Below are 19,767 nucleotides of genomic sequence, written 5' to 3'. Positions count from 1 at the left end.
CTTGTTTATAATCTTTATCCAACCTTTTGCCCAAAAATCCTTTTGGGTATATAGTTTTACGGTTTACAATTCAGATTTCTATGCGATTCAATATTCACCGCTCATTCTTTTTACCAGCTGTACTCCTAGTAGGATTGGCTACGCTTTCTTGTTCTGAGAAAAAGGCAAAAACTGCCGAGTCGGAAGTAATTGCCGAAAAAACTACCGAAGAAAAATCCGATGAGAAAATCATCCTTTTCTTTGGCAACAGTCTCACGGCTGCTTATGGAATCGACCCCGAGGACGGTTTTGCAGGATTGACACAACAAAGAATTGATAGCCTTGACTTAAATTATAGAGTGATCAATGGCGGACTTTCCGGTGAAACTACTGCTGGCGGACTAAGCAGATTGGACTGGTTTTTAGAGGATAAGCCTGATATTTTTGTGCTTGAACTTGGCGGAAACGATGGACTTAGAGGAATAAAACTGACTGAAACCAAAAGCAACTTGCTTAAAATTATTGATAAAGTCAGGTCAAAATTTCCTGACACCAAGATCATTCTGGCTGGCATGCAGATTCCTCCAAACATGGGTCAAGAATATGCGACTGAATTCACAGAAATGTACCCTGCAGTAGCAGAAGAAAAGGACGTCACACTCATTCCATTTCTATTGGAAAATGTTGGTGGAATTCCTGAGCTAAATCTTCCTGATGGCATTCACCCAACTGAGGAAGGGCATAAGATTGTGTTTGAGACGATTTGGCCTTATGTAAAAAGCCAAATCGAATAATTCCTATTGGACATCAACAGCATTGGCCTGTAAGTCACTTAAAAGGAGACCAATAACTTTTACTTTTAGTAACAAATAATACAAAACTCAGTCAATCAGGCTGAGTTTTTTTTGGTGTCAACTGATTAACTACTATCTTATTCATTTAATCCACAAACCGTATTCAAATGCGTAAAAGCCTATTAATCTTACTCCTATTTAGCTCATTTGGCCTTTTTTCCTGTGAGAAAAAAGAAATTGCTACTGAAGTAACTCCAATCGAACTTTCCATAGATGTCGTTGACTCCCTAGACTTAGAAATCTTAGGCAATCCTTTAATGACTTCTGTAAACAAGGAGGGCAGCCTTGTTTCCTTTTTCGACTTTCCCTCTAGCGAGACTATTATAACAAATTCAAATGGAGAAATCCTTGGTCAATTCTCCAAAAAAGAAGATACGCCTGATGCCTATGGGTTCAAACTGGAATTGCCAGTTGTTTGGGGAAAGGATAAGGTAATTCTAATCGGAATGAAGGGAATCTTCATCTATGACCTAAGCGGCAATATGATCAAAAAAATCGATCACGCTGAAGCTATGAGTAGCGCAGGATCATCTTCAGCACCTGGACTTACAGCCGAGATTATTTCACTTGGCGGAAAAGATTATCTATTGACAAAGTCCTTTCGTGGGCGTAACACCTATGCTGGCGAACAAAAATTTTACGACACCTATAAAGCCGTTGAACTCGTTGATTTGGAAACTGGGGAAATGCAGGACTTTGGGCCTTTTGAACCAGAAACTAAATTCCTTGACGGAATGGGTTACGTGCAAAGTGATTATGCTCCAGCATATAATGTGAGCAGCGGTAAATTATACCTTTCTCATGGCTCAGATCCAACCCTCTATATTTATGACTTTTCGGAAGAAGAAGCAAAACTCGACACAGCTATTCAACTTGCTATACCAGATTTCCATATAGTAGAAGGTCTTCCAAGAACTGAGTTTTCTCCCGGAAATGTCACAATCAATGGAGGTACAGCTGCAATTCAAAATATAGTGATCATAGAGGGGAAAATTCTGATTCAATACTATCCAGGTATTGATCCGAGAATCATGGAAGAAGCGAGGGCACTTTGGAGCTCTGGTCAGGAAGAAGAAGGGTCAGCTATCTACAAAAAAGCAGCCTTAAAAGCTAAACCAGGAATCATGGTTTTTGACGAAAAGAGCTTCTCTTATTTGGGAACTCTGGATTTTCCTGCAGGCACAAATGCTGGTGGATTTATGGCAGATAAAGACTTCCTGTATTTTCAAAGAATACCGGCAGAGGACGTGGAAGAAGATTTTTTAAGAGTCTACAAAATGAAATTGACAGAAAAATGATTTACAGACACATTTTAGTAGCCTTTTTGGCTTTTAGCTTTCTAGCTTGTTCCTCTTCAGATTCAGAAACGTCCAAAGAGAAATCCACTGAGACTTCCAATGAATGGGAATTACAGGTTCTAGATTCTATTCAGGTGGATTATTTGGGAAGTGTAGATGGAGGAGAGTTCCGAAATGGTAGAGGGGTAATTTTTGATTTTAAACCGAATAGTCTGATCGAATTTGATGAAACTGGAGAGATCCTAAATCAGCAGTCTTACCCTAAGGAAGGGCCTGGAGCGGTTATTTATCCTACAACACTTCGTTATGATGAACAGGGAAAACTTTATGGAATGAGTTTTCTTAGCTGGCTGTATGAATTCAATCCCGATCTCACGCTTAAAAAACAAGTTGATATGCCATTCTTGTCAATTTCAAACGATGGAATGTCATTTGGGAGAAATTTTGAACCTTGGAATGGTCATCTGATTGCCTGGTATCCAGGAAGAAATGGAGCAGATCAATATGATCCATTTTTCTTCAGAGATCATTTCCTTTTGGAAAAATTAAACCTTACAACAGGTGAAGCTGAACCAGTTGTAAAGATACCCCCGACATCCAGATATAGTAGTGATAAATATTATGAAAGAACGGCGTTAAGATTTGGTATAGTGAACGAAAAACTTTACCTGGTACTGAATAATGAACCTTTAATCCACAGCTATGATATGGCAAATGGATTCAAACTCATAAGAACTTTTACTTTTTCACCATCGGTTTTCTTTGACAACGGAGAGCATTCAAAGGCATATGAATACATCTCTAGGTATAAGATGCTAGACGGCAGGATTTCAGGATTTTACCCTCGCCCTGATGGGATTTTCATCACATATACTGAAGGAATAAGCGAGGACATGTTCACGCAAAATGAATTGAAAAACCCTGAGAATTTCCCAAAATATGATGAATTTCAACGGCATATTTTAAAATTCATGAATACCGATTCCATCTGGTCAAATGAAATAATCATTCCAAATACAATTGATCAGATCCTAAACATAGAGTCTCTCTCCAAACCTTTCTACGCACTGAGAAACGACGATTACATTGGCGAGGAGCAAGAGTTCCTCACTTTTTATAAACTGAAACTCGTTCAGAGATGAAAAGCCCAACCTATCTATGCCTCCTATCCTTTGCGCTCAGCATCCTATCCTGCTCCGGTGAAAAAGAAGAAGTCAAATCCTCCACTCCTCTTTCGGAACAAGAATTAAAATTTGAGATTTATGACTCGCTGGTCGTGGATTATCTCGGGAATCTCGAACTGATGGACATCAGTCCGGACAGAAACACTTTTTTGCTCTCTGACACCAATACTGACACGCTTTTCGTGACTAATTCTGCCGGAGAAATTCTTCACTATTACATGCTTAAAGGTGAAGGCCCAAACAACTATGCGGGAAACCGAACTGGAATCGCCAAATTTTCAAGCAATTCTGAATTCCTTATCCCGACCTCGAGAGGGGTTTACTCCTATAATCTGGAAGGTGAATTACTAAAAAACTACGAACCGGACTTTGCTTCCTCAGTCAGTTTGATCATAGGTGGAGCAAATAACAGTGTGATCCATGACAATAAATTTTACACCAATCTCACTGGACGCAATTCTGAAAAATATGGTCACCAAGGGGTCGAATTTCAACAAAACTCAAAGCAGCTTGAAGTGTTAGATTTGGAAACAGGCTCATATTCTCCACTAATCCCTTTTCCGAAAGCATCAAAATTCAGCAGTACTGAGAAGTCCTATCCTTTGCTAAACTATTATTTGAACTTAAGTGCTAACGAAGACTCCCTTTTTATTAACTTCAGAAATGAGCCAAAAATCTATGGATACGCTTTTGATCAGCTCGACTCGACTAGCGCTCCAAACTCCGTAAAATCAATCCCCTTTACTTCATTTATAGAAAAGGTGCCGAAAGAAAACAGTAAAGAAAATTCATTTGATATTCGAGACTTCTTTCTTGGGACAATCAATAGCATTATCGCACTAGAGGATAATCTCTTTTTAGTTGATTTCTTGGCCGGCTTGTCCGATGAAGACTATGAGGAAGCCAACTCAAATGCTGGAGGAGACATCAATAAAATATTTGACGAAGGCAGTAAATTCAATACACAAGGAAAAGTACTTTTTGATGGGACAAGCATCAGCCCACTTATCTCCAAACCAGAAATCTTAGGCAATCTGAATAAATACATCTCAAAAGACGAAATCTGGTTTTCACTTAATTTCTCGGAGGCGGAAAACGACTATTCGGTGATTTATAAAACTAGATTGGTTGAGAAGTAAATGATCAATTTTCAAATTTTCAAATTCAATGACCAGGTAGCTCATTAACCTTTGCTGACTTTGATACTTTGTGGTAAAAGAAAGCCCGACTGACATAAATCGATCGGGCTTTTAAATGGAAAATCATTTTCTAAAACAGCTTAAATCCTACAGAAAGTATCCATTGATTGACACGCTGGTCTGTGCTGAAATCACCTACACTACTACTCACTTTATTTAAGGAACTCTCGTACTTGGCATCGATGATCAGGTTTCCGATATCCAAACCAAGACCCGCTTGATACCCAATTGTCGCATCATCAAATTCAACATCTTGAATGGTATTCCCCGCATCTTTCAACTCAGAATTGACATTAATACTTGCTATGGGGCCAGCTTGTATCCTTAGTAACTTAAAGAATTTCATACCTACCATCACTGGAATATCTACCCGATTGAAATCTGCTTCATAGTCTTTGATCGGAGCATCAGCAGGATCGAATGTAAATTGCCCTTGAGTCTGCGTGTACAATACTTCCGGCTGTAGATAAAGGGGACCTAGTCCGATTCTTGCAAAAAGCCCCACATGGTAACCAAACTTGGAATCACCGTTTTTGAAATCATCAGATTTCAAATCGAGTTTGGTTTGGCTCAGACCTACTTTGGGGCCAAAAGAAAAGCCCTGCGAATAGCCAGTCAGTGCAAATGCCAGCAAGGCTAGGGAAAGGATAAGTTTTTTCATGGTTATGTAGTTATTGGTTTAGTAAGCTTAGTAACGATGGATTTTAAGAAAAATTAGCAATTCCCTTGCCAAGCGGGAAATCCAGTGAAAGGTTTGATGTGAAAAGTAATCAGTGCTCTGTGTTAAGTAATCAGTTTTCGAACCATACTACTAAATTGAAAATTCACCCATAATTAGGAAAATTCAGAGCAGCGCCCTCCGCGTGTACTCCGTGAACTCTGTGGTTAAACTTGAAAAACAAAAAAAGGAAGCCCGAAGACTTCCTTTTCAATTTCTATCTCAATGAGTTCGCTCTAGGCAGCTTGCGCTGTACCAAAAACCCCCACCATATTAAGGATAAGTAAAATGATTACGATTGGACAAATCCACTTGACGAAGAAAATCCAACCTGCTCTGAAAGGCCCTTTGAAAATTGGCGCACCCAATCTCAACTCATCAGCATAATCAGAGATTTTTGATGCCCAACCTGTGTAAAGCGCCAGCATCAAACAAATCACGATCACAGCAAACGTACCAAAGACAAAATCCATGATGCCGAAGAACCCTTGCAGCGGGTTGCCAAAGAAATTGATATGGAAATTGGCAAAGAACGTCCCTGGAATCTGAGATAATGCTGAAGGAACAGAAAGTGCCATTGCAGCTAGACCAATCGTCCAAGTTGCTTTTTTTCTACCCCACTTTCTGTCATCGATCATGTAGGCTACTGGCACCTCAAGCATAGATATAGTGGATGTCAATGCTGCTACCATCAGAAGAATAAAGAATAAGGCTCCTACTACGTGTCCGCCTGGCATTGCGGCAAATACTTTTGGCAACACATCGAAAACCAATGCTGGACCTGCAGCTGGATCTTTTCCTGGAAGCAATGCAAATAGCGCTGGAAATACCATCAAACCACCTAATAATGCCACGGAAGTATCCATTCCTGCAATCCATCCTGCAGATTGTATAATGTTAGACTTCTTAGGTAAATAAGAACCAAATGTGATCATCAAACCCCAACCTACCGACATGGAAAAGAAAGCTTGACCAAGTGCCTGAAGTATAACAGCTGGATTAATTTTACTGAAATCCGGCTTTAAATAATACTCGATGCCAGCCCCTGCGCCTTCCAAGGTAACTGCTCTGCCAGCAATGAAAATGATGATAATAAAGAGTACTGGCATCAAGAATTTAGATGCTTTCTCAATACCTCCAGACACTCCACCCAAGACAATAAGGATGGTCATTAATATGAACAAAAATGTCAATGGAATCACATACAGCGGTGTCTCTACAAACTCAGCAAAATCAACTGGCACATTGATGATTTCAGTGATAATATACCCTACAGTCCATCCTGCGATCACTGAATAATAACTAAAAACAAAAAAACAGACTAGTACGCAAAGCACGCCTGCTATCTGCCAAAATTTATTTCCTCCTGTGTCTCGTATAGCTCCGATTGGGTTTTTACCGGATTTTCTTCCTAGGGCTATTTCGTTAAATAGTAGCGGAAGCGCGATAAAAAGCACACATAGTATGTAAACAAATACAAAGGCACCACCTCCATTTTCACCTACTAAATATGGAAACCTCCAAATGTTCCCTAGACCTACGGCAGAACCGGCTGCGGCCATTATGAATCCTAAACTAGAACCAAATTCGCCTCTTTCTTCGGTTTCGTTGATTGCTGCCATAAATTATTTTAAAGTTAAATTAGGGTGTATAAACTGCTTTTAAGAGCGGGCTAAGATAATTTGTTTTGCTAAAATACCAATTGCCGCTCGGAAAGTTTTCGGGTCATATCCAAGCTGTTCCTGTGCCTTGGTGATGATAAATCCTGTTTTTAAAGGTCTTTTTGCTGGCTGAGTAAAGGTGGTTGAATCTGCTCGTTTGATTAACTCTTTGTTCAGCCCAAAGTAATCGGCGGTGATATTTGCCATTTCATAAGGTGTCAAAAAGTCGGGCCCAGAAATATTGAATATGCCTTCCGCTTGTTGCTCAGCTATCAAAATACACCCTGCTGCTAAATCCTCTGCAAGAGTTGGCGTACGGAATTGGTCATCCACTACTTGAATCTCTTTTCCAGCTTCCAAAGAAGATTTCACCCAAAGGATAATATTCGTCCGGCTCATATCGTGAGCTATCCCAAAAACCAAAACGGTTCGTGCAATCGACCATTTGGTTTGGCAAGCCTTCACCAGCTGTTCCCCTTGGAGCTTAGTCTCTCCGTAGTAATTTACTGGAGCAGCTTCAGCATTTTCATCCAATGGGCCTTCTTCTCCTGAGAAAATAAAATCCGTGGAAACAAAAATAAAATGAGCTTTTGCCGCTTCTGCAGCCTTAATCAAATAAGCAGTCGCATTGACATTGGCATCGTAGCAATCTTCTTGGTTTAATTCGCACTGATCCACATGAGTCATTGCAGCACCATGAATAATTACATCCGGCTTGATCTCGCCAAGTGCTTTTTCCACGCCAGACTCATCCGTAATATCAACTGAAACGTATTCGAAGCCTTCACCTGGCAGCCTGCATGCTCCTTTGCCACTAGCAAACACCTGAAACTCTCCCTTTTCCACCAATTGAGCGACAAGTTTCTGTCCAAGCAGTCCATTCGCTCCAGTGATAAATACTTTCTTTTTACTTGTCATCTGGGAAGCTGTAGTCATAGTCTTTTTCAATTTTCTTACGGGACATTTTCTCTACTTTCACCGTCATATAAACTGTCTCAATTGGCTTATCTCTAGTGTTAGTAGCCACATTAGATATCTCTTCAGCCACTTCCAGCCCCTGGATCACTTCTCCGAAAACGGTGTATTCCTTATCCAAATGAGGCACTCCACCTACAGTGGTATATGCTTCAATTTGCTCTTTGGTAAATTCCTTCGTCAAATTCACATTCAGAGAGGACTCTATTTCATCTCTCATGGAAAGGATCATAGTAGTCAAACTATCATACTTCTGCTCATTGTAAAGGCGGATGTATTCATTCTTCAATTCTGCCTGACTACCCAGCTCCATGTATTTCATCAGCGACTTTTGAAGCTCCTTCATATCAGTAGTCAATTCCAGTTCGTCATAAACCTTCCCTATAGTGATATAAAACTGCGAACCATTTGAGCGTCGCTCAGGATTAACAGAGTCTGGCTGTCTTGCCGCAGCAATCATCCCCTTTCTATGATAATACTTAGGTCTGATCTCAGCCGGCAAAGTCGGCCACTCCTGGGGAGGAAGATTTTCCTTCGTAAACACATCACCACCTTGAATCATGAAGTTCTTCATCACTCGCTGAAATTCTGTGGAGTCAAATCTTCCCGCTTCAGCCAATTCTATAAAATTGGATTTGTGCTCAGGAGTATCGTCAAAGAGTACTGCCACGATATCCCCGTGGCTAGTCTTGATGGTGACTAAGTAATCTTTGCTTCCAGCACAGGAAAACACGCAGGCACAAAAAAAAAGAAAAAGTAAGGTTCTTAGAATTCTCATTTATTTAAGGTTGATTTGATTTGATCTAATATGACTTTTCCGCCAGCGGCAAAAACTTGGTCAGCAAGTTCCTGTCCTAACTTTTCTGGCTGGCTGGAATCTCCATTTACCACAAGAGAAATCCGCTCTTTGCCGTCTAAGCTCACAATCCCGCCTTTTAGGCTAAGCTGGTCTTTTGTAATATTTGCTAGCGCAAAAACCGGTATGCTGCAACCCCCTTCCAATACTCTTAGGTAAGCTCGCTCAGCACGAAGCCGTAAGGAAGTCTCTTGATGATTACAAGCAGCAGCGATTTTTGACTTCAATTCCGAATCAAGTATGGTTGCCACTTCGATGGCTACAGATCCTTGCCCGACAGCCGGAGTAAATTCATCCAAATCCAATTCCGCCACGATCATATGGTCATATTCCATGCGATGCGCACCTGCATAAGCAAGTAACAAGGCATCACAAAGTCCCTCCTCCATTTTTCGGATTCGAGTCTGTAGATTCCCCCTAACCTCCACTGTCTTCACATGTGGGTAAAAATGCTTCAACGTAGAAACGCGGCGAGTGGAAGAAGTTCCTAATACAACATCCTTCTTAAGAGAAACGGATTTGTTATGAGAGACAAGCACATCGTTTTCCTTTTCCCGCTCGGTGAAAGCAATGATTTCAAAGCCTTCTGGCAAATTTGACTGCATGTCCTTTGCACTATGAACGGCTATATCGATCCGGCCATCCAGCAATTGATCTTCCAATTCCTGCGTAAAAACACCTTTACTGCCAATTTTCGCAATGGAAACGTCAAGGATTTGATCACCTTTCGTATCAATGATCACTATCTCTGATTCCAGCCCGGCTTTTTGCAAAAGCTCCTCCACATGATAAGCCTGCCAAAGTGCTAACTTACTTCCTCTGGTGCCTATTTTTACTACTTGACTCATTGACTTGAAATCTTTAATGGACGCTTATTTACGCCTTCTTCTATGAATTTTATTATGGATCCAGCGACATCGATGCCCGTAGCTTTCTCTATTCCTTCTAGTCCAGGGGAACTATTCACCTCCAAAATCAGCGGGCCCCGGGCAGATTGAAGCATATCCACACCAGCCACATCCAAGCCAAGTGATTTGGCAGCAGCTAAGGCAGCAGCTTTCTCAGCCCGGCTTAATTTGATGACAGTTGCCTTGCCGCCTCGGTGAAGGTTGGAACGAAACTCCCCTTCAGCTCCTTGGCGCTTCATCGCTCCAACTACTTTCCCATTCACCACAAAAGCTCGAATATCTGCTCCTTTGGCTTCCTTGATGAATTCCTGAACGATAATTCTTGCCTTCAATCCATGAAATGCTTCAATAACGGACTGGCTCGCTTTTCGCGTTTCTGCCAAAACTACCCCAAGTCCTTGCGTTCCTTCTAGTAATTTGATAATCAAGGGCGCTCCACCGACATGCTCGATAATTTGTTTTTCTCCTCCTTTGGAGAAATTAGTAAAGGCTGTTTTGGGCATACCAAGTCCTGCACTGGACATGATCTGAAGGCTACGCAATTTATCTCTGCTACGGACGATAGCTTGAGAATTCACCACAGAAAAAGTGCCCATCAACTCAAATTGACGAACCACTGCCGTACCGTAAAAAGTTACTGAAGCACCGATCCTAGGAATAACGGCATCTACTCCCAGTACTTTCTCTCCCTTATGAATAATGGACGGACCATCTTGCTCAAGAATCAAATCACAGATGCTATGATTGACGATTATCCCCTCGTGGCCTGCTGCTTTAATCGCTTCCAGCAGGCGCTTGGTGGAATATAAATTTGGGTTTGTGGAAAGGATTGCAATTTTCATCTGTTAATAGTTGATTTTTTATGGTCAGATAACCTGCCCCGATTTTTTTTTCGGGAGAATCTCGCAATGGATAAGCACCTCTTTGGATATCGCTTGAATCATGCTCGATTTCATAAGAAAATTTTTAGATAATATGAGCCCTCAACAAGGCCTGTTAGGTAAATCTGACTTTGATTATTTTTTCCGGTAAGGTCTAGCCAAATTGATTTTGGATACATCTACAAGGAAGCGATTTTTGAGTATTTTCCGACCGAGAAGAATCGCATTTCTCATACTCGACCGATCGGATAGCGTGAACTCCGCCGAATAACTTTCGCCAGCTAGCTCAAAGGTAGTCTCGATCAAATAACGAACCTCAGCATGACCGAAGGAGTTTTTCACTTTTTTCTCTCTGAACTCTTCAAAGGTAACTATCTCGCCGGTATAAGATTTATGTCCGGGAAGAAGTGGCTGAAATTGCAGCACTCGCTTTCCATTTACCTCTAAAACTTCCAAATTCTCCGCATGAATACTGCTTGTGTAGGCTCCGGTATCGACTTTGGCCCAAACCAGCGACAGTCCTAAATCAGGAAGTGATACTTTCTCTTTTCTACCAATTACTTTTTGCTCCATATCAGCTTATTTTCGCCATCAATCTGGTCACGTTCATCGATAGATCTGTGAAGATGAATTTGGCGTTACCGTTTCGTTCCAAATGATAATGAGCAGTATTGAAATCACCATATAATTTCCCTACATGCTCCTCCTTGAGGATCTTACCGGAAATATTATTGACGAATTTACGATCCTCGTCATGCGTACGAAGCAACTCCTCCAACCCTACATTTTTCAGCAAAATCTCACGAAGTACGTTTAATCCTGTGAGTAAAAGTGATTTTTGGGCTTCTTTATCCGACTTGTGAAAGTCATCCGCAAGTCCAAAAATACTTTTGAAATCAGCTTTGTAGCAGGACAAAAACCATTCTCTGATTTTTTTGACCTGGAGATCTTCTACCTGATCTACGAGTCGGTAGGCTTCACGCAGATTTCCATCGGCTAACATTGCGATCTGATCTGCAGATGCTTCGTCACAAAGTCCCTTCTCGAGCAAATGACTTTTGACTTCTTCATCAGAAAACCCACGAATCGTAACTTTCTGAGTTCTTGAAAGTATGGTCGTCAAAAGCTGATCGGCAGCTCCAGTCACCAAAATAAAAAGCGTTTTAGGCTGTGGTTCTTCGAGAATTTTCAGGAGGGCATTTGCAGCCGAGGGGTGAAGGTATTCAGGTGCCCAGATCATCATAATCTTGTAACCGCCTTCAAACGACATAAGTGAAAGTGCCTGAATGATTTTACGGGCTGCTCCTTTGGAGATATTTAACTGCTTCTTTTCAAAATTATTGAAGTAGATGAAATCATGGACATTACCATAGGGCTGCTCCGTCGCAAACTTCCTCCAGCTGGACAACACATCCATTTTATCATCATCCTCCTTGTCATCATCTTTCGAAGAGGCGATGGTCGGAAAAGCAAAATTCAAATCCGGAACTACCAATCGACTCATCCGCTGGCAGGAGGCGCAGGTTCCACAAGAATCTGAATCACTTGGATTATCACAGTACAAATAAGTACAAAGAGCCAATGCCATCGTCAAATTGGCGGAACCTTCCGGCCCATGGAATAGCAGGGCATGCGCCAAATGATTGTTTTTGACGGCATTAATCAGGTTTAACTTGGTTTCGGGAAGACCCGGTATAGCTGCGAATTGCATGAATTAATAAATCAGGATGAGGTTTCCCAAATTCTATAGTTTTTGGACATTTCGAAAATCATACGTAAGATTTCTTGTTCTTCCGCATTCAACTCAAGTCCTCTTCTCGCCACTACGGCTTTTGCTGTCTCTAGAAATTTCGGGAACAAAAAGGTAGAGAATCCTTCCTCTCCACCCCAAGCAAATGAAGGGATAAATTTACGCGGAAATCCTGGACCAAACACATTGGATCCAATGCCGACGACTGTCCCTGTGTTGAACATGGTATTGATACCACATTTGGAATGATCGCCCATCATGAGTCCGCAGAATTGCAAACCAGTATTGGAGTAATTCCCGACGGTATAATCCCAGAGTTTCACTGGGGAATAATTGTTTTTCAGGTTGCTGGTATTCGTGTCAGCTCCCATATTACACCATTCTCCGATTACAGAATTGCCGAGAAACCCTTCGTGACCTTTGTTGCTATAGCCAAAGATCACCGAGTTGGATAACTCCCCTCCCACTTTGGAATGCGGGCCCACGGTGGTATCACCTTTTATTTTGGCTCCCATATTTACTGTAGAGCTTTCGCAAAGCGCAAAAGGCCCACGAATCAAAGCTCCTTCTTGGATCTCGGTGTTTTTACCAATGTAAATTGGGCCGTTTTCTGCATTCAAAACCGCCGCTCTAATGACTGCCCCTTCTTCAACGAAGATGTTTTCGGGAGAATATACTTTAGTATGAGGATCTGTGATCTGCGCTGATTTTCTGCCTTTAGTAAACAACTCAAAATCATTTTTTATCTCCGCTCCATTAAACTGGAAAATATTCCAGGTTTTCAATACTAATGTGGGTTCAAAATCGAGCTGGACAATTTCTTTGCCCTTCACTGCCACTAAATTTTTCTCCGTTTCGCCGATATAGGTTGCGATCAGGGTCTTTCCGAAATACAGCGCCTGAGTTGATGTAATGGATTTCAATACAGCTAGACTTCTAATATCTGGCAGCCAAGCGCCATTTATAGCCAGCGCTTTTCCAGATTTTCGAGGGTATTTCTTTTGAAGGTAGTCTTGGGTCAGAAATGAAACTGAAGCACCGGTGATCTTTTCCCATTTTTCCGACACCTTCAGTATCCCTACGCGGATTTCCGCTACTGGTCGGGTAAAAGTAAAAGGAAGTAACGAGCCGCGAATAGCAGGGTCATCAAACAATAAAATTGAGTCCATGAGGCAAAAATAAAAAAGTCTCCCGGAATCCATGCTCCGGGAGACTTTTTAGCCTGAGATATAGAAGAATTACTTCTTAGCGTATCTTCTGTTGAATTTCTCAACACGACCCGCAGTATCAAGCATCATTTTCTTACCTGTGTAGAACGGGTGAGACTGAGAGCTCACTTCGACCTTAAACAAAGGATATTCGTTGCCATCTTCCCAAGTGATAGTTTCGCTTGTTTCGATAGTTGACTTAGTAAGAAATTTAAACTCGCTAGAAGTGTCGTAGAAAACGACGTCTCTGTAGTTTGGATGGATATCAGCTTTCATATTATTGCTAGTTATTATGTACCTCTTTCAAATGAGGCACAAAGCTAGGCTTTTTCACAAAACTCACCAAATCTTTGCCAAGTATTTCTAAGTCAATTGGTCAAAAGGATTTAAAAACTTGATTTGAGTATGCAAATCAAGGCGTTTTAGCCCAAAAATAAAATTCAACTCTAATTTCAAAGCAAATTCAAACCCCTTCCTCCGCCAGTAACCAAATGTCTATTAGGCGGATTCAATCAATCGGAAAATGCTGATTACTACTATTTCAACTCTCTTTAGCCGTATTCGAATTCCATTTTCAGGAATGTTTTTTAGATTTAGGCAATGCAAAAACCTTTACACGCTCGACTGCTTATTCTATTAGGCATATTTCTACTTCCACTTTTTGTTACTGCACAGGGAAGTTACATTCCTTTCGATCGGGATTATTACCAGAAAATCGAGCGGTACGAAATCCTTCAAGGCAAAAACAATCCGGTATTCCACACTGGTGCAAAACCCTACCGAAGAGATCATGTGGCAGCTTTTCTCGACAGCATTGCGAATGACGCGGTGATCAGAACTAGTGTAGATCAGTTCAATCTCGCTTACCTGAGTCAGGATAATTGGGAGTTTGTAAGTTGGGAAACTCCACTTTCCAAAAAACCTCTGTTCAACGCAATTTATAAAAGACCAGGAGACTTTGCATACTATTATAGTGATGAGTTTGATATCCACGCAAGTCCGGTTTTGTACTTGAATGGTGGGATCGAGCCCGACAATGACCGAAACCCAAATCGCCTTTCTCGTGGAGTTGTGCTTCGCGGATCAATAGATAAGAAAGTTGGTTTTTACACGTACTTCACTTCTTCGGAGGCATTTTTCCCTAGTTGGGTGAAAGGCTACGCTGAGCACAATGGCGCTGTGCCAGGTGAGGGATTTTGGAAGGAATATAATGGAGATGGCTACACGTACTTCTCAGCGCTTGGACATGTGAGTTTTAACATCACCAAACACATTCAGGTAGAAGTCGGCCATGACCGTAACTTCATCGGGGAAGGTTATAGATCCTTTTTGCTTTCCGACTTTTCCAATCCCTACATGTTTGTGAAGCTTAATACCCAGGTTTGGAAATTCCAATTGACCAATATCTGGACTCAAATGACTGCAGATGTGGACTACGACAGAGGGCGACCTACGGATGGTAGATATCCTCAAAAATGGTTTTCCTTTCACAGACTTGGTTTTAATGTAGGCAAAAACCTTAACCTTGGGTTCTTCGAGTCTGTGATGACTGACAAAGCAGACTTCAATTATTACAATCCAATTATCTTTTATCGCTGGGTGGAGCAATCACTCGGCACGCCTGACAAGGTCATGCTCGGGATAGATTACAAATGGAATTTCTTGTCAACCATGCAGCTTTACGGTCAGTTTGCACTGGATGAGTTCGTCTTTTCAGAATTCTTTGGACAAGATGGCAAGAACTCCAAGCGGAATAAATACGGTCTACAGGCTGGATTCAAATACATCGACCTATTCAAGGTTTCGAATCTAGATCTTCAGCTGGAATACAATTCTGCCCGACCTTATACTTTTCAGGAAAAAGTCGACTATCAATCCTACAGCAATTGGAGAACTCCACTTACCCATCCAAGAGGAGCTAATTTCAGGGAAATGCTAGGAATCCTCCGCTACCAGCCTATCCCAAAACTGAACCTGACTTTCACTACCATGTACCAACTCTATGGAGCAGATCCAGACGAAGAGACCAACTGGGGTGGAGATGTCTTGAAAAATAGATTAGAAGGAAGTCCAACAGGATTATTTGATAATGTGATCGGTCAGGGTATCGAGAACAAGGTGGTTCAAACTAATCTGAATGCTTCTTATATGTTGAAGCATAATTTCTTTATCGATGCTTCCCATACTTTCAGAAGACGTACTGCTCAAGACCTCGACAGTCCAGCCACCTCCCAATACCTGCAATTGGCTTTCCGCTGGAACTTCATACGACCTGATTACAACTATTAACTGATAACCTCCACCGCCATTTTTGCGTAACTTGCGAGATTATTCCACGAACATTAGTTTATGAAGACCTATCTACGAATTCTCTCCTATGCCAAGCCATACGGAAAATTCGTGCCTACCTATATTATCTACGCGTTTCTTTCTATCGTTTTTGGTTTGCTGAATTTCACCTTGCTGAAGCCGCTTTTCGATGTGATTTTCGAACAAGTAGATCCGGCAACGCTGACGCAATATTCCGAGAAGCCTGAATTCAATTTCTCACTGGAATACTTTTCCCACCTCTTCAATTACAACTTCCTGCAAATAGCAGAGGAATATGGCAAGATGGGAACACTTTATTATGTGTGTGCGATCATTGTGGCGTCAGTTTTCCTCTCCAATCTGTTCACTTATCTAGCGGGGGTAGTTTTGGCAAAAGTGCGCGCTACTGTCATCAAGCGCATGAGAATGGATATTTTCGAACAAGTCAGTAAGCTTCACATTGGCTATTTTTCCAATGAGCGCAAAGGCGATCTGATGTCGAAAATGACCAATGATGTGCAAGAAGTGGAAAACACGATTGTGCAGTCACTTCGGGTTGTATTCCGTGAGCCTGTGACCATTATTCTCTATTTCTCAGTGCTTTTCTTTATGTCTCCCAAACTGACAATTTTCACCATTTTGATCATCCCCATCACGGGAGCGATTATCGGCGGGATTACTAGAAGATTGAAGAAAAAAGCGGTGCAAAGTCAGGAATCACTTGGTCGAATCGTCAATATCTTAGACGAGACACTTGGAGGAATGCGGGTGATCAAAGCCTTCAATGCGGAGCGATTTATGAAGGGAAAATTCGACAAAGAAACCGATTATTACGCTGGAGTGAACGTGAACATGGCTCGCAAAAACGAATTAGCATCTCCGATATCCCAATTTCTCGGAGTATTCGTAGTTGCCGGAATTTTGGTGTATGGGGGTGGGTTGGTGCTCAGCGGAAATTCCGATTTGGGAGCCTCGGACTTTATTACCTACATTATTATTTTCACTCAAGTTCTAAATCCAGCCAAGGAAATCTCCCGTGCCGTCAGCAGTATTCAGCGGGGTATCGCTTCAGCCGAGCGAATTTTCACCGTGGTAGATACGCCTACTCAGATCAGTTCCCCTGCAAGTCCGGCCATATTGAATTCTTTTGAAAATTCAGTTGAAGTCAAAAATGTAAGCTTTGCCTACCAGGATGTGAACGTGTTGAAAAATATCAATTTCACTTTATCGAGAGGGAAAACCATTGCACTTGTGGGTCCTTCTGGTGGAGGAAAATCCACGTTGGCGGATTTAATCCCAAGATTTTATGATCCTTCGGAAGGACAAATTTTACTGGATGGAAAAAATCTAAAGGAGTTTGATTTACAAGCTTTGCGCAGCCAAATGGGAATAGTGACGCAGGAATCCATTCTATTTAATGACACGGTTTTCAATAATATTGCTTTTGGGGTAGAAGGAGCAACTGAAGAGCAGGTCATGGAAGCTGCTACAATTGCCAATGCCCACGAGTTTATCGAAAAAATGGAAGATGGCTACCAAACTAGTATCGGCGAGCGTGGATCCAAGCTTTCCGGAGGACAGCGTCAGCGCCTAAGCATAGCACGAGCAGTATTGAAAAACCCTCCAATCTTGATTCTTGATGAGGCTACTTCAGCTTTAGATTCAGAATCCGAGCATTTGGTACAGGAAGCACTGACCAAACTGATGAGTAATAGAACTACATTGGTGATCGCACATAGACTAAGCACAATTCAGCATGCAGATGAGATACTTGTGATCGAGCATGGTCAAATTGTACAGCGTGGCACGCACGTTGACTTAATGCAAACTGAAGGCTTATACCAGAAGCTTTCTAGTATTCAGTCCGTTTAGTATATTCGTTAAAACTAATGTTAATACTTATGAGATCTAACACATCGATTAAACCATAAAAACTGGATAATTATCTATCGTGTGAGATTCCATATAGCCACTAAAAATCAAATTATTTACATATGAAAAAACTTCACCAAATCCTTCAAATAGCCCTTTTGGTCTATTTTGGTGCTTTTCTTATTTTCTTCATTGCCTTTGACACGCTTGGCGGAGTCTTTGGAATGGAAGAAATCACGTCAGATTCCATGGTGACAATTACCTTAATTGGCTTGATTATTTTCCTCGCCGCTTGGGGTAGTAGCTATGCTGCCTACAGCAGTCTTTCTTCCCAAATCAAAAAAACGGAAAGTGAGATACACGCACTTAAAGCCAAAATTTACGACTTCGAACACCCAGTTGCTCCGACTAGACCAAGTCCTCGGCCAACTACTCCATCCCCGGAAACTGACCAAAGTAACATTCCACCTAGACAAAATATTACCTAAAAGTGAAATATTAATTTTATCAAACTAGTATATTGAGGAGACCAACAGGTCTCCTTTTTATATTTTTATGTTATGGTAGCTAAAACTTTTGGAAGCGCAGTATCAGGCGTAGATGCAAACATCATCACCATAGAGGTGAATGTGGGACAAGGAACCAGTTTCTTTATGGTCGGACTTCCCGACTCCGCTGTGAAGGAATCCCAGCAGCGGGTAGAAAGTGCCTTAAAATATTTCGGGTATAGAATGCCCAGGCAAAAAGTGGTAATCAACCTAGCGCCAGCCGATATCAGGAAAGAAGGTTCGGCTTATGATCTGCCGATTGCAATGGGAATCTTACAGGCATCAGAGCAGGTGGAATTTCCAACTTTGGGAGATTATGTGATTATGGGTGAGCTTTCATTAGACGGAAATCTCCGGCCGATCAAGGGAGTACTACCCATTGCTATCGAAGCCAGAAAGAAGGGATTCAAGGGTTTTATTCTCCCTGTAGAAAACGCCAAAGAAGCATCGATTGTCAATAGCCTAGATATAATTGGTGTAGAAACGATGCAGCAAGCCACTGATTTTTTGATGGGCGAACTTCAAATAGAACCATTGGTCACGGACACCAGAGAGATTTTCTATCATTCACTGGATGATATTGAATTTGACTTTGCGGATGTGCAGGGTCAGGAAAATATAAAGCGGGCTATGGAAATCGCAGCTGCAGGCGGACATAATGTAATTATGATTGGTCCTCCTGGAGCCGGTAAAACCATGCTAGCCAAACGTCTTCCCTCGATTCTTCCTCCCCTGACTTTGGTAGAAGCTTTGGAAACGACCAAGATTCATTCCGTAGCTGGAAAGCTGGGAAGAAATGGCTCACTGCTTGCCAATCGACCTTTTCGATCTCCGCACCACACCATCAGCGACGTAGCGCTCGTAGGCGGAGGAGGAAATCCACAGCCAGGAGAAATATCCTTAGCGCATAATGGAGTATTGTTTTTGGATGAATTGCCAGAGTTCAAGCGTACTGTACTGGAGGTCATGCGTCAACCGCTGGAAGAGCGCCGAGTTACCATTTCAAGAGCAAAAGTGTCCGTGGATTTTCCTGCCAACTTTATGCTCATCGCCAGCATGAATCCATGCCCATGTGGATATTACAATCATCCCGAAAAAGAATGTGTCTGCGGTCCAGGAATAGTGCAACGGTATTTGAATAAAGTGTCAGGACCGCTGTTAGATCGCATCGATCTGCATGTAGAAGTGACACCTGTCAAATTTGACGAGATGACCTCCACACGGAAAACAGAATCTAGCAAGGAAATAAGGGAACGCGTAATCAAAGGCCGAGAAAAGCAAAAGGAACGATTTAAAGGAAATCCAGAGGTTTTCTGTAATGCCATGATGCCTTCGCATCTCACAAAACAAATCTGCCAGATCAATGAAGCTGGCAAGATGCTTTTGAAAACCGCTATGGAGCGACTGGGATTATCAGCCAGAGCTTATGACCGAATACTGAAAGTAGCCAGAACCATTGCTGATATCTCAGGATCTGAGGAAATCAAAGTCGAGCATCTGGCCGAAGCGATACAGTATAGAAGTCTGGATAGAGAAGGCTGGGCGGGATAGGAATTTGAAATTATT

General features: G+C 41.8%; 18 protein-coding genes. 8 read left to right on the top strand and 10 right to left on the bottom strand.

Annotation, left to right across the window (positions count from 1 at the left end; genetic code table 11):
* Positions 1-80 precede the first annotated feature (80 nt).
* The 4 genes from AACZ87_RS21985 (at position 81) to AACZ87_RS21970 (ending at position 4,454) form a co-directional block, all read left to right on the top strand.
* Positions 81-773 (top strand): arylesterase, encoded by a 693-nt coding sequence (locus AACZ87_RS21985; RefSeq protein ID WP_339870230.1) that lies wholly within the window; start codon positions 81-83, stop codon positions 771-773.
* 167 nt (positions 774-940) lie between these two features.
* On the top strand, positions 941-2,131 hold the full coding sequence (locus AACZ87_RS21980; protein ID WP_339870229.1) for a hypothetical protein: 1,191 nt from the start codon (positions 941-943) through the stop codon (positions 2,129-2,131).
* A complete protein-coding gene (locus tag AACZ87_RS21975) occupies positions 2,128-3,273 on the top strand; it encodes a hypothetical protein (RefSeq protein WP_339870227.1) in 1,146 nt (381 codons plus the stop codon). Before AACZ87_RS21980 ends, AACZ87_RS21975 begins: the two co-directional genes overlap by 4 nt.
* Positions 3,270-4,454 (top strand): hypothetical protein, encoded by a 1,185-nt coding sequence (locus AACZ87_RS21970; RefSeq protein WP_339870226.1) that lies wholly within the window; start codon positions 3,270-3,272, stop codon positions 4,452-4,454. The genes AACZ87_RS21975 and AACZ87_RS21970 overlap by 4 nt, the downstream gene beginning before the upstream one ends.
* A gap of 130 nt (positions 4,455-4,584) precedes the next feature.
* On the opposite strand, the gene AACZ87_RS21965 is transcribed toward AACZ87_RS21970, so the two are convergent.
* From AACZ87_RS21965 to AACZ87_RS21920, 10 genes are all read right to left on the bottom strand, one after another.
* Positions 4,585-5,175 (bottom strand): porin family protein, encoded by a 591-nt coding sequence (locus tag AACZ87_RS21965; protein ID WP_339870225.1) that lies wholly within the window; start codon positions 5,173-5,175, stop codon positions 4,585-4,587.
* Positions 5,176-5,468: 293 nt separating this feature from the next.
* Positions 5,469-6,854, bottom strand: coding sequence for a sodium-dependent transporter (locus tag AACZ87_RS21960; protein ID WP_339870224.1), 1,386 nt, complete (start codon positions 6,852-6,854; stop codon positions 5,469-5,471).
* A 39-nt stretch (positions 6,855-6,893) separates the two neighbouring features.
* The gene (locus AACZ87_RS21955; protein WP_339870223.1) at positions 6,894-7,829 is read right to left on the bottom strand and encodes an NAD(P)-dependent oxidoreductase; all 936 of its coding nucleotides are present in this window, start codon (positions 7,827-7,829) and stop codon (positions 6,894-6,896) included.
* Positions 7,801-8,646 (bottom strand): peptidylprolyl isomerase, encoded by an 846-nt coding sequence (locus AACZ87_RS21950; RefSeq protein WP_339870222.1) that lies wholly within the window; start codon positions 8,644-8,646, stop codon positions 7,801-7,803. Before AACZ87_RS21950 ends, AACZ87_RS21955 begins: the two co-directional genes overlap by 29 nt.
* Positions 8,643-9,572: a hydroxymethylbilane synthase gene (hemC, locus tag AACZ87_RS21945; RefSeq protein ID WP_339870221.1), complete on the bottom strand. Its 930-nt coding sequence runs from the start codon at positions 9,570-9,572 to the stop codon at positions 8,643-8,645. Before hemC ends, AACZ87_RS21950 begins: the two co-directional genes overlap by 4 nt.
* On the bottom strand, positions 9,569-10,474 hold the full coding sequence (gene rimK, locus AACZ87_RS21940) for a 30S ribosomal protein S6--L-glutamate ligase (protein WP_283414813.1): 906 nt from the start codon (positions 10,472-10,474) through the stop codon (positions 9,569-9,571). Before rimK ends, hemC begins: the two co-directional genes overlap by 4 nt.
* Before the next feature lie 174 nt (positions 10,475-10,648).
* The gene (locus AACZ87_RS21935) at positions 10,649-11,086 is read right to left on the bottom strand and encodes a RimK/LysX family protein (protein ID WP_339870220.1); all 438 of its coding nucleotides are present in this window, start codon (positions 11,084-11,086) and stop codon (positions 10,649-10,651) included.
* A gap of 1 nt (position 11,087) precedes the next feature.
* Positions 11,088-12,224 (bottom strand): hypothetical protein, encoded by a 1,137-nt coding sequence (locus tag AACZ87_RS21930; RefSeq protein ID WP_339870219.1) that lies wholly within the window; start codon positions 12,222-12,224, stop codon positions 11,088-11,090.
* A gap of 11 nt (positions 12,225-12,235) precedes the next feature.
* A complete protein-coding gene (locus tag AACZ87_RS21925) occupies positions 12,236-13,432 on the bottom strand; it encodes a GlmU family protein (RefSeq protein WP_339870218.1) in 1,197 nt (398 codons plus the stop codon).
* Between the two features lie 69 nt (positions 13,433-13,501).
* Complete coding sequence (locus AACZ87_RS21920) at positions 13,502-13,747, bottom strand: type B 50S ribosomal protein L31 (RefSeq protein ID WP_091695367.1); 246 nt, start codon at positions 13,745-13,747, stop codon at positions 13,502-13,504.
* Positions 13,748-14,071: 324 nt separating this feature from the next.
* Between AACZ87_RS21920 and AACZ87_RS21915 the strand changes: the two genes are divergently transcribed.
* The 4 genes from AACZ87_RS21915 (at position 14,072) to AACZ87_RS21900 (ending at position 19,752) form a co-directional block, all read left to right on the top strand.
* Complete coding sequence (locus AACZ87_RS21915; RefSeq protein WP_339870217.1) at positions 14,072-15,760, top strand: hypothetical protein; 1,689 nt, start codon at positions 14,072-14,074, stop codon at positions 15,758-15,760.
* Positions 15,761-15,820: 60 nt separating this feature from the next.
* A complete protein-coding gene (locus AACZ87_RS21910) occupies positions 15,821-17,653 on the top strand; it encodes an ABC transporter ATP-binding protein (protein WP_339870216.1) in 1,833 nt (610 codons plus the stop codon).
* A 122-nt stretch (positions 17,654-17,775) separates the two neighbouring features.
* Positions 17,776-18,141 (top strand): hypothetical protein, encoded by a 366-nt coding sequence (locus tag AACZ87_RS21905; protein ID WP_339870215.1) that lies wholly within the window; start codon positions 17,776-17,778, stop codon positions 18,139-18,141.
* Between the two features lie 72 nt (positions 18,142-18,213).
* The gene (locus AACZ87_RS21900; RefSeq protein ID WP_339870214.1) at positions 18,214-19,752 is read left to right on the top strand and encodes a YifB family Mg chelatase-like AAA ATPase; all 1,539 of its coding nucleotides are present in this window, start codon (positions 18,214-18,216) and stop codon (positions 19,750-19,752) included.
* The last annotated feature ends 15 nt before the right edge of the window (positions 19,753-19,767 follow it).

Source organism: uncultured Algoriphagus sp. (genome assembly GCF_963974365.1).
Classification (GTDB): domain Bacteria; phylum Bacteroidota; class Bacteroidia; order Cytophagales; family Cyclobacteriaceae; genus Algoriphagus.
The sequence above is the reverse complement of the archived record's forward strand: the minus strand, read 5'-3'. Positions and strand labels throughout refer to the sequence as shown.

Coding starts and splice junctions, on each gene's coding strand:
- AACZ87_RS21985 (WP_339870230.1), top strand. CDS start 81: ATGCGATTCAATATTCACCGCTCATTCTTTTTACCAGCTGTACTCCTA.
- AACZ87_RS21980 (WP_339870229.1), top strand. CDS start 941: ATGCGTAAAAGCCTATTAATCTTACTCCTATTTAGCTCATTTGGCCTT.
- AACZ87_RS21975 (WP_339870227.1), top strand. CDS start 2,128: ATGATTTACAGACACATTTTAGTAGCCTTTTTGGCTTTTAGCTTTCTA.
- AACZ87_RS21970 (WP_339870226.1), top strand. CDS start 3,270: ATGAAAAGCCCAACCTATCTATGCCTCCTATCCTTTGCGCTCAGCATC.
- AACZ87_RS21965 (WP_339870225.1), bottom strand. CDS start 5,175: ATGAAAAAACTTATCCTTTCCCTAGCCTTGCTGGCATTTGCACTGACT.
- AACZ87_RS21960 (WP_339870224.1), bottom strand. CDS start 6,854: ATGGCAGCAATCAACGAAACCGAAGAAAGAGGCGAATTTGGTTCTAGT.
- AACZ87_RS21955 (WP_339870223.1), bottom strand. CDS start 7,829: ATGACTACAGCTTCCCAGATGACAAGTAAAAAGAAAGTATTTATCACT.
- AACZ87_RS21950 (WP_339870222.1), bottom strand. CDS start 8,646: ATGAGAATTCTAAGAACCTTACTTTTTCTTTTTTTTTGTGCCTGCGTG.
- hemC (WP_339870221.1), bottom strand. CDS start 9,572: ATGAGTCAAGTAGTAAAAATAGGCACCAGAGGAAGTAAGTTAGCACTT.
- rimK (WP_283414813.1), bottom strand. CDS start 10,474: ATGAAAATTGCAATCCTTTCCACAAACCCAAATTTATATTCCACCAAG.
- AACZ87_RS21935 (WP_339870220.1), bottom strand. CDS start 11,086: ATGGAGCAAAAAGTAATTGGTAGAAAAGAGAAAGTATCACTTCCTGAT.
- AACZ87_RS21930 (WP_339870219.1), bottom strand. CDS start 12,224: ATGCAATTCGCAGCTATACCGGGTCTTCCCGAAACCAAGTTAAACCTG.
- AACZ87_RS21925 (WP_339870218.1), bottom strand. CDS start 13,432: ATGGACTCAATTTTATTGTTTGATGACCCTGCTATTCGCGGCTCGTTA.
- AACZ87_RS21920 (WP_091695367.1), bottom strand. CDS start 13,747: ATGAAAGCTGATATCCATCCAAACTACAGAGACGTCGTTTTCTACGAC.
- AACZ87_RS21915 (WP_339870217.1), top strand. CDS start 14,072: ATGCAAAAACCTTTACACGCTCGACTGCTTATTCTATTAGGCATATTT.
- AACZ87_RS21910 (WP_339870216.1), top strand. CDS start 15,821: ATGAAGACCTATCTACGAATTCTCTCCTATGCCAAGCCATACGGAAAA.
- AACZ87_RS21905 (WP_339870215.1), top strand. CDS start 17,776: ATGAAAAAACTTCACCAAATCCTTCAAATAGCCCTTTTGGTCTATTTT.
- AACZ87_RS21900 (WP_339870214.1), top strand. CDS start 18,214: ATGGTAGCTAAAACTTTTGGAAGCGCAGTATCAGGCGTAGATGCAAAC.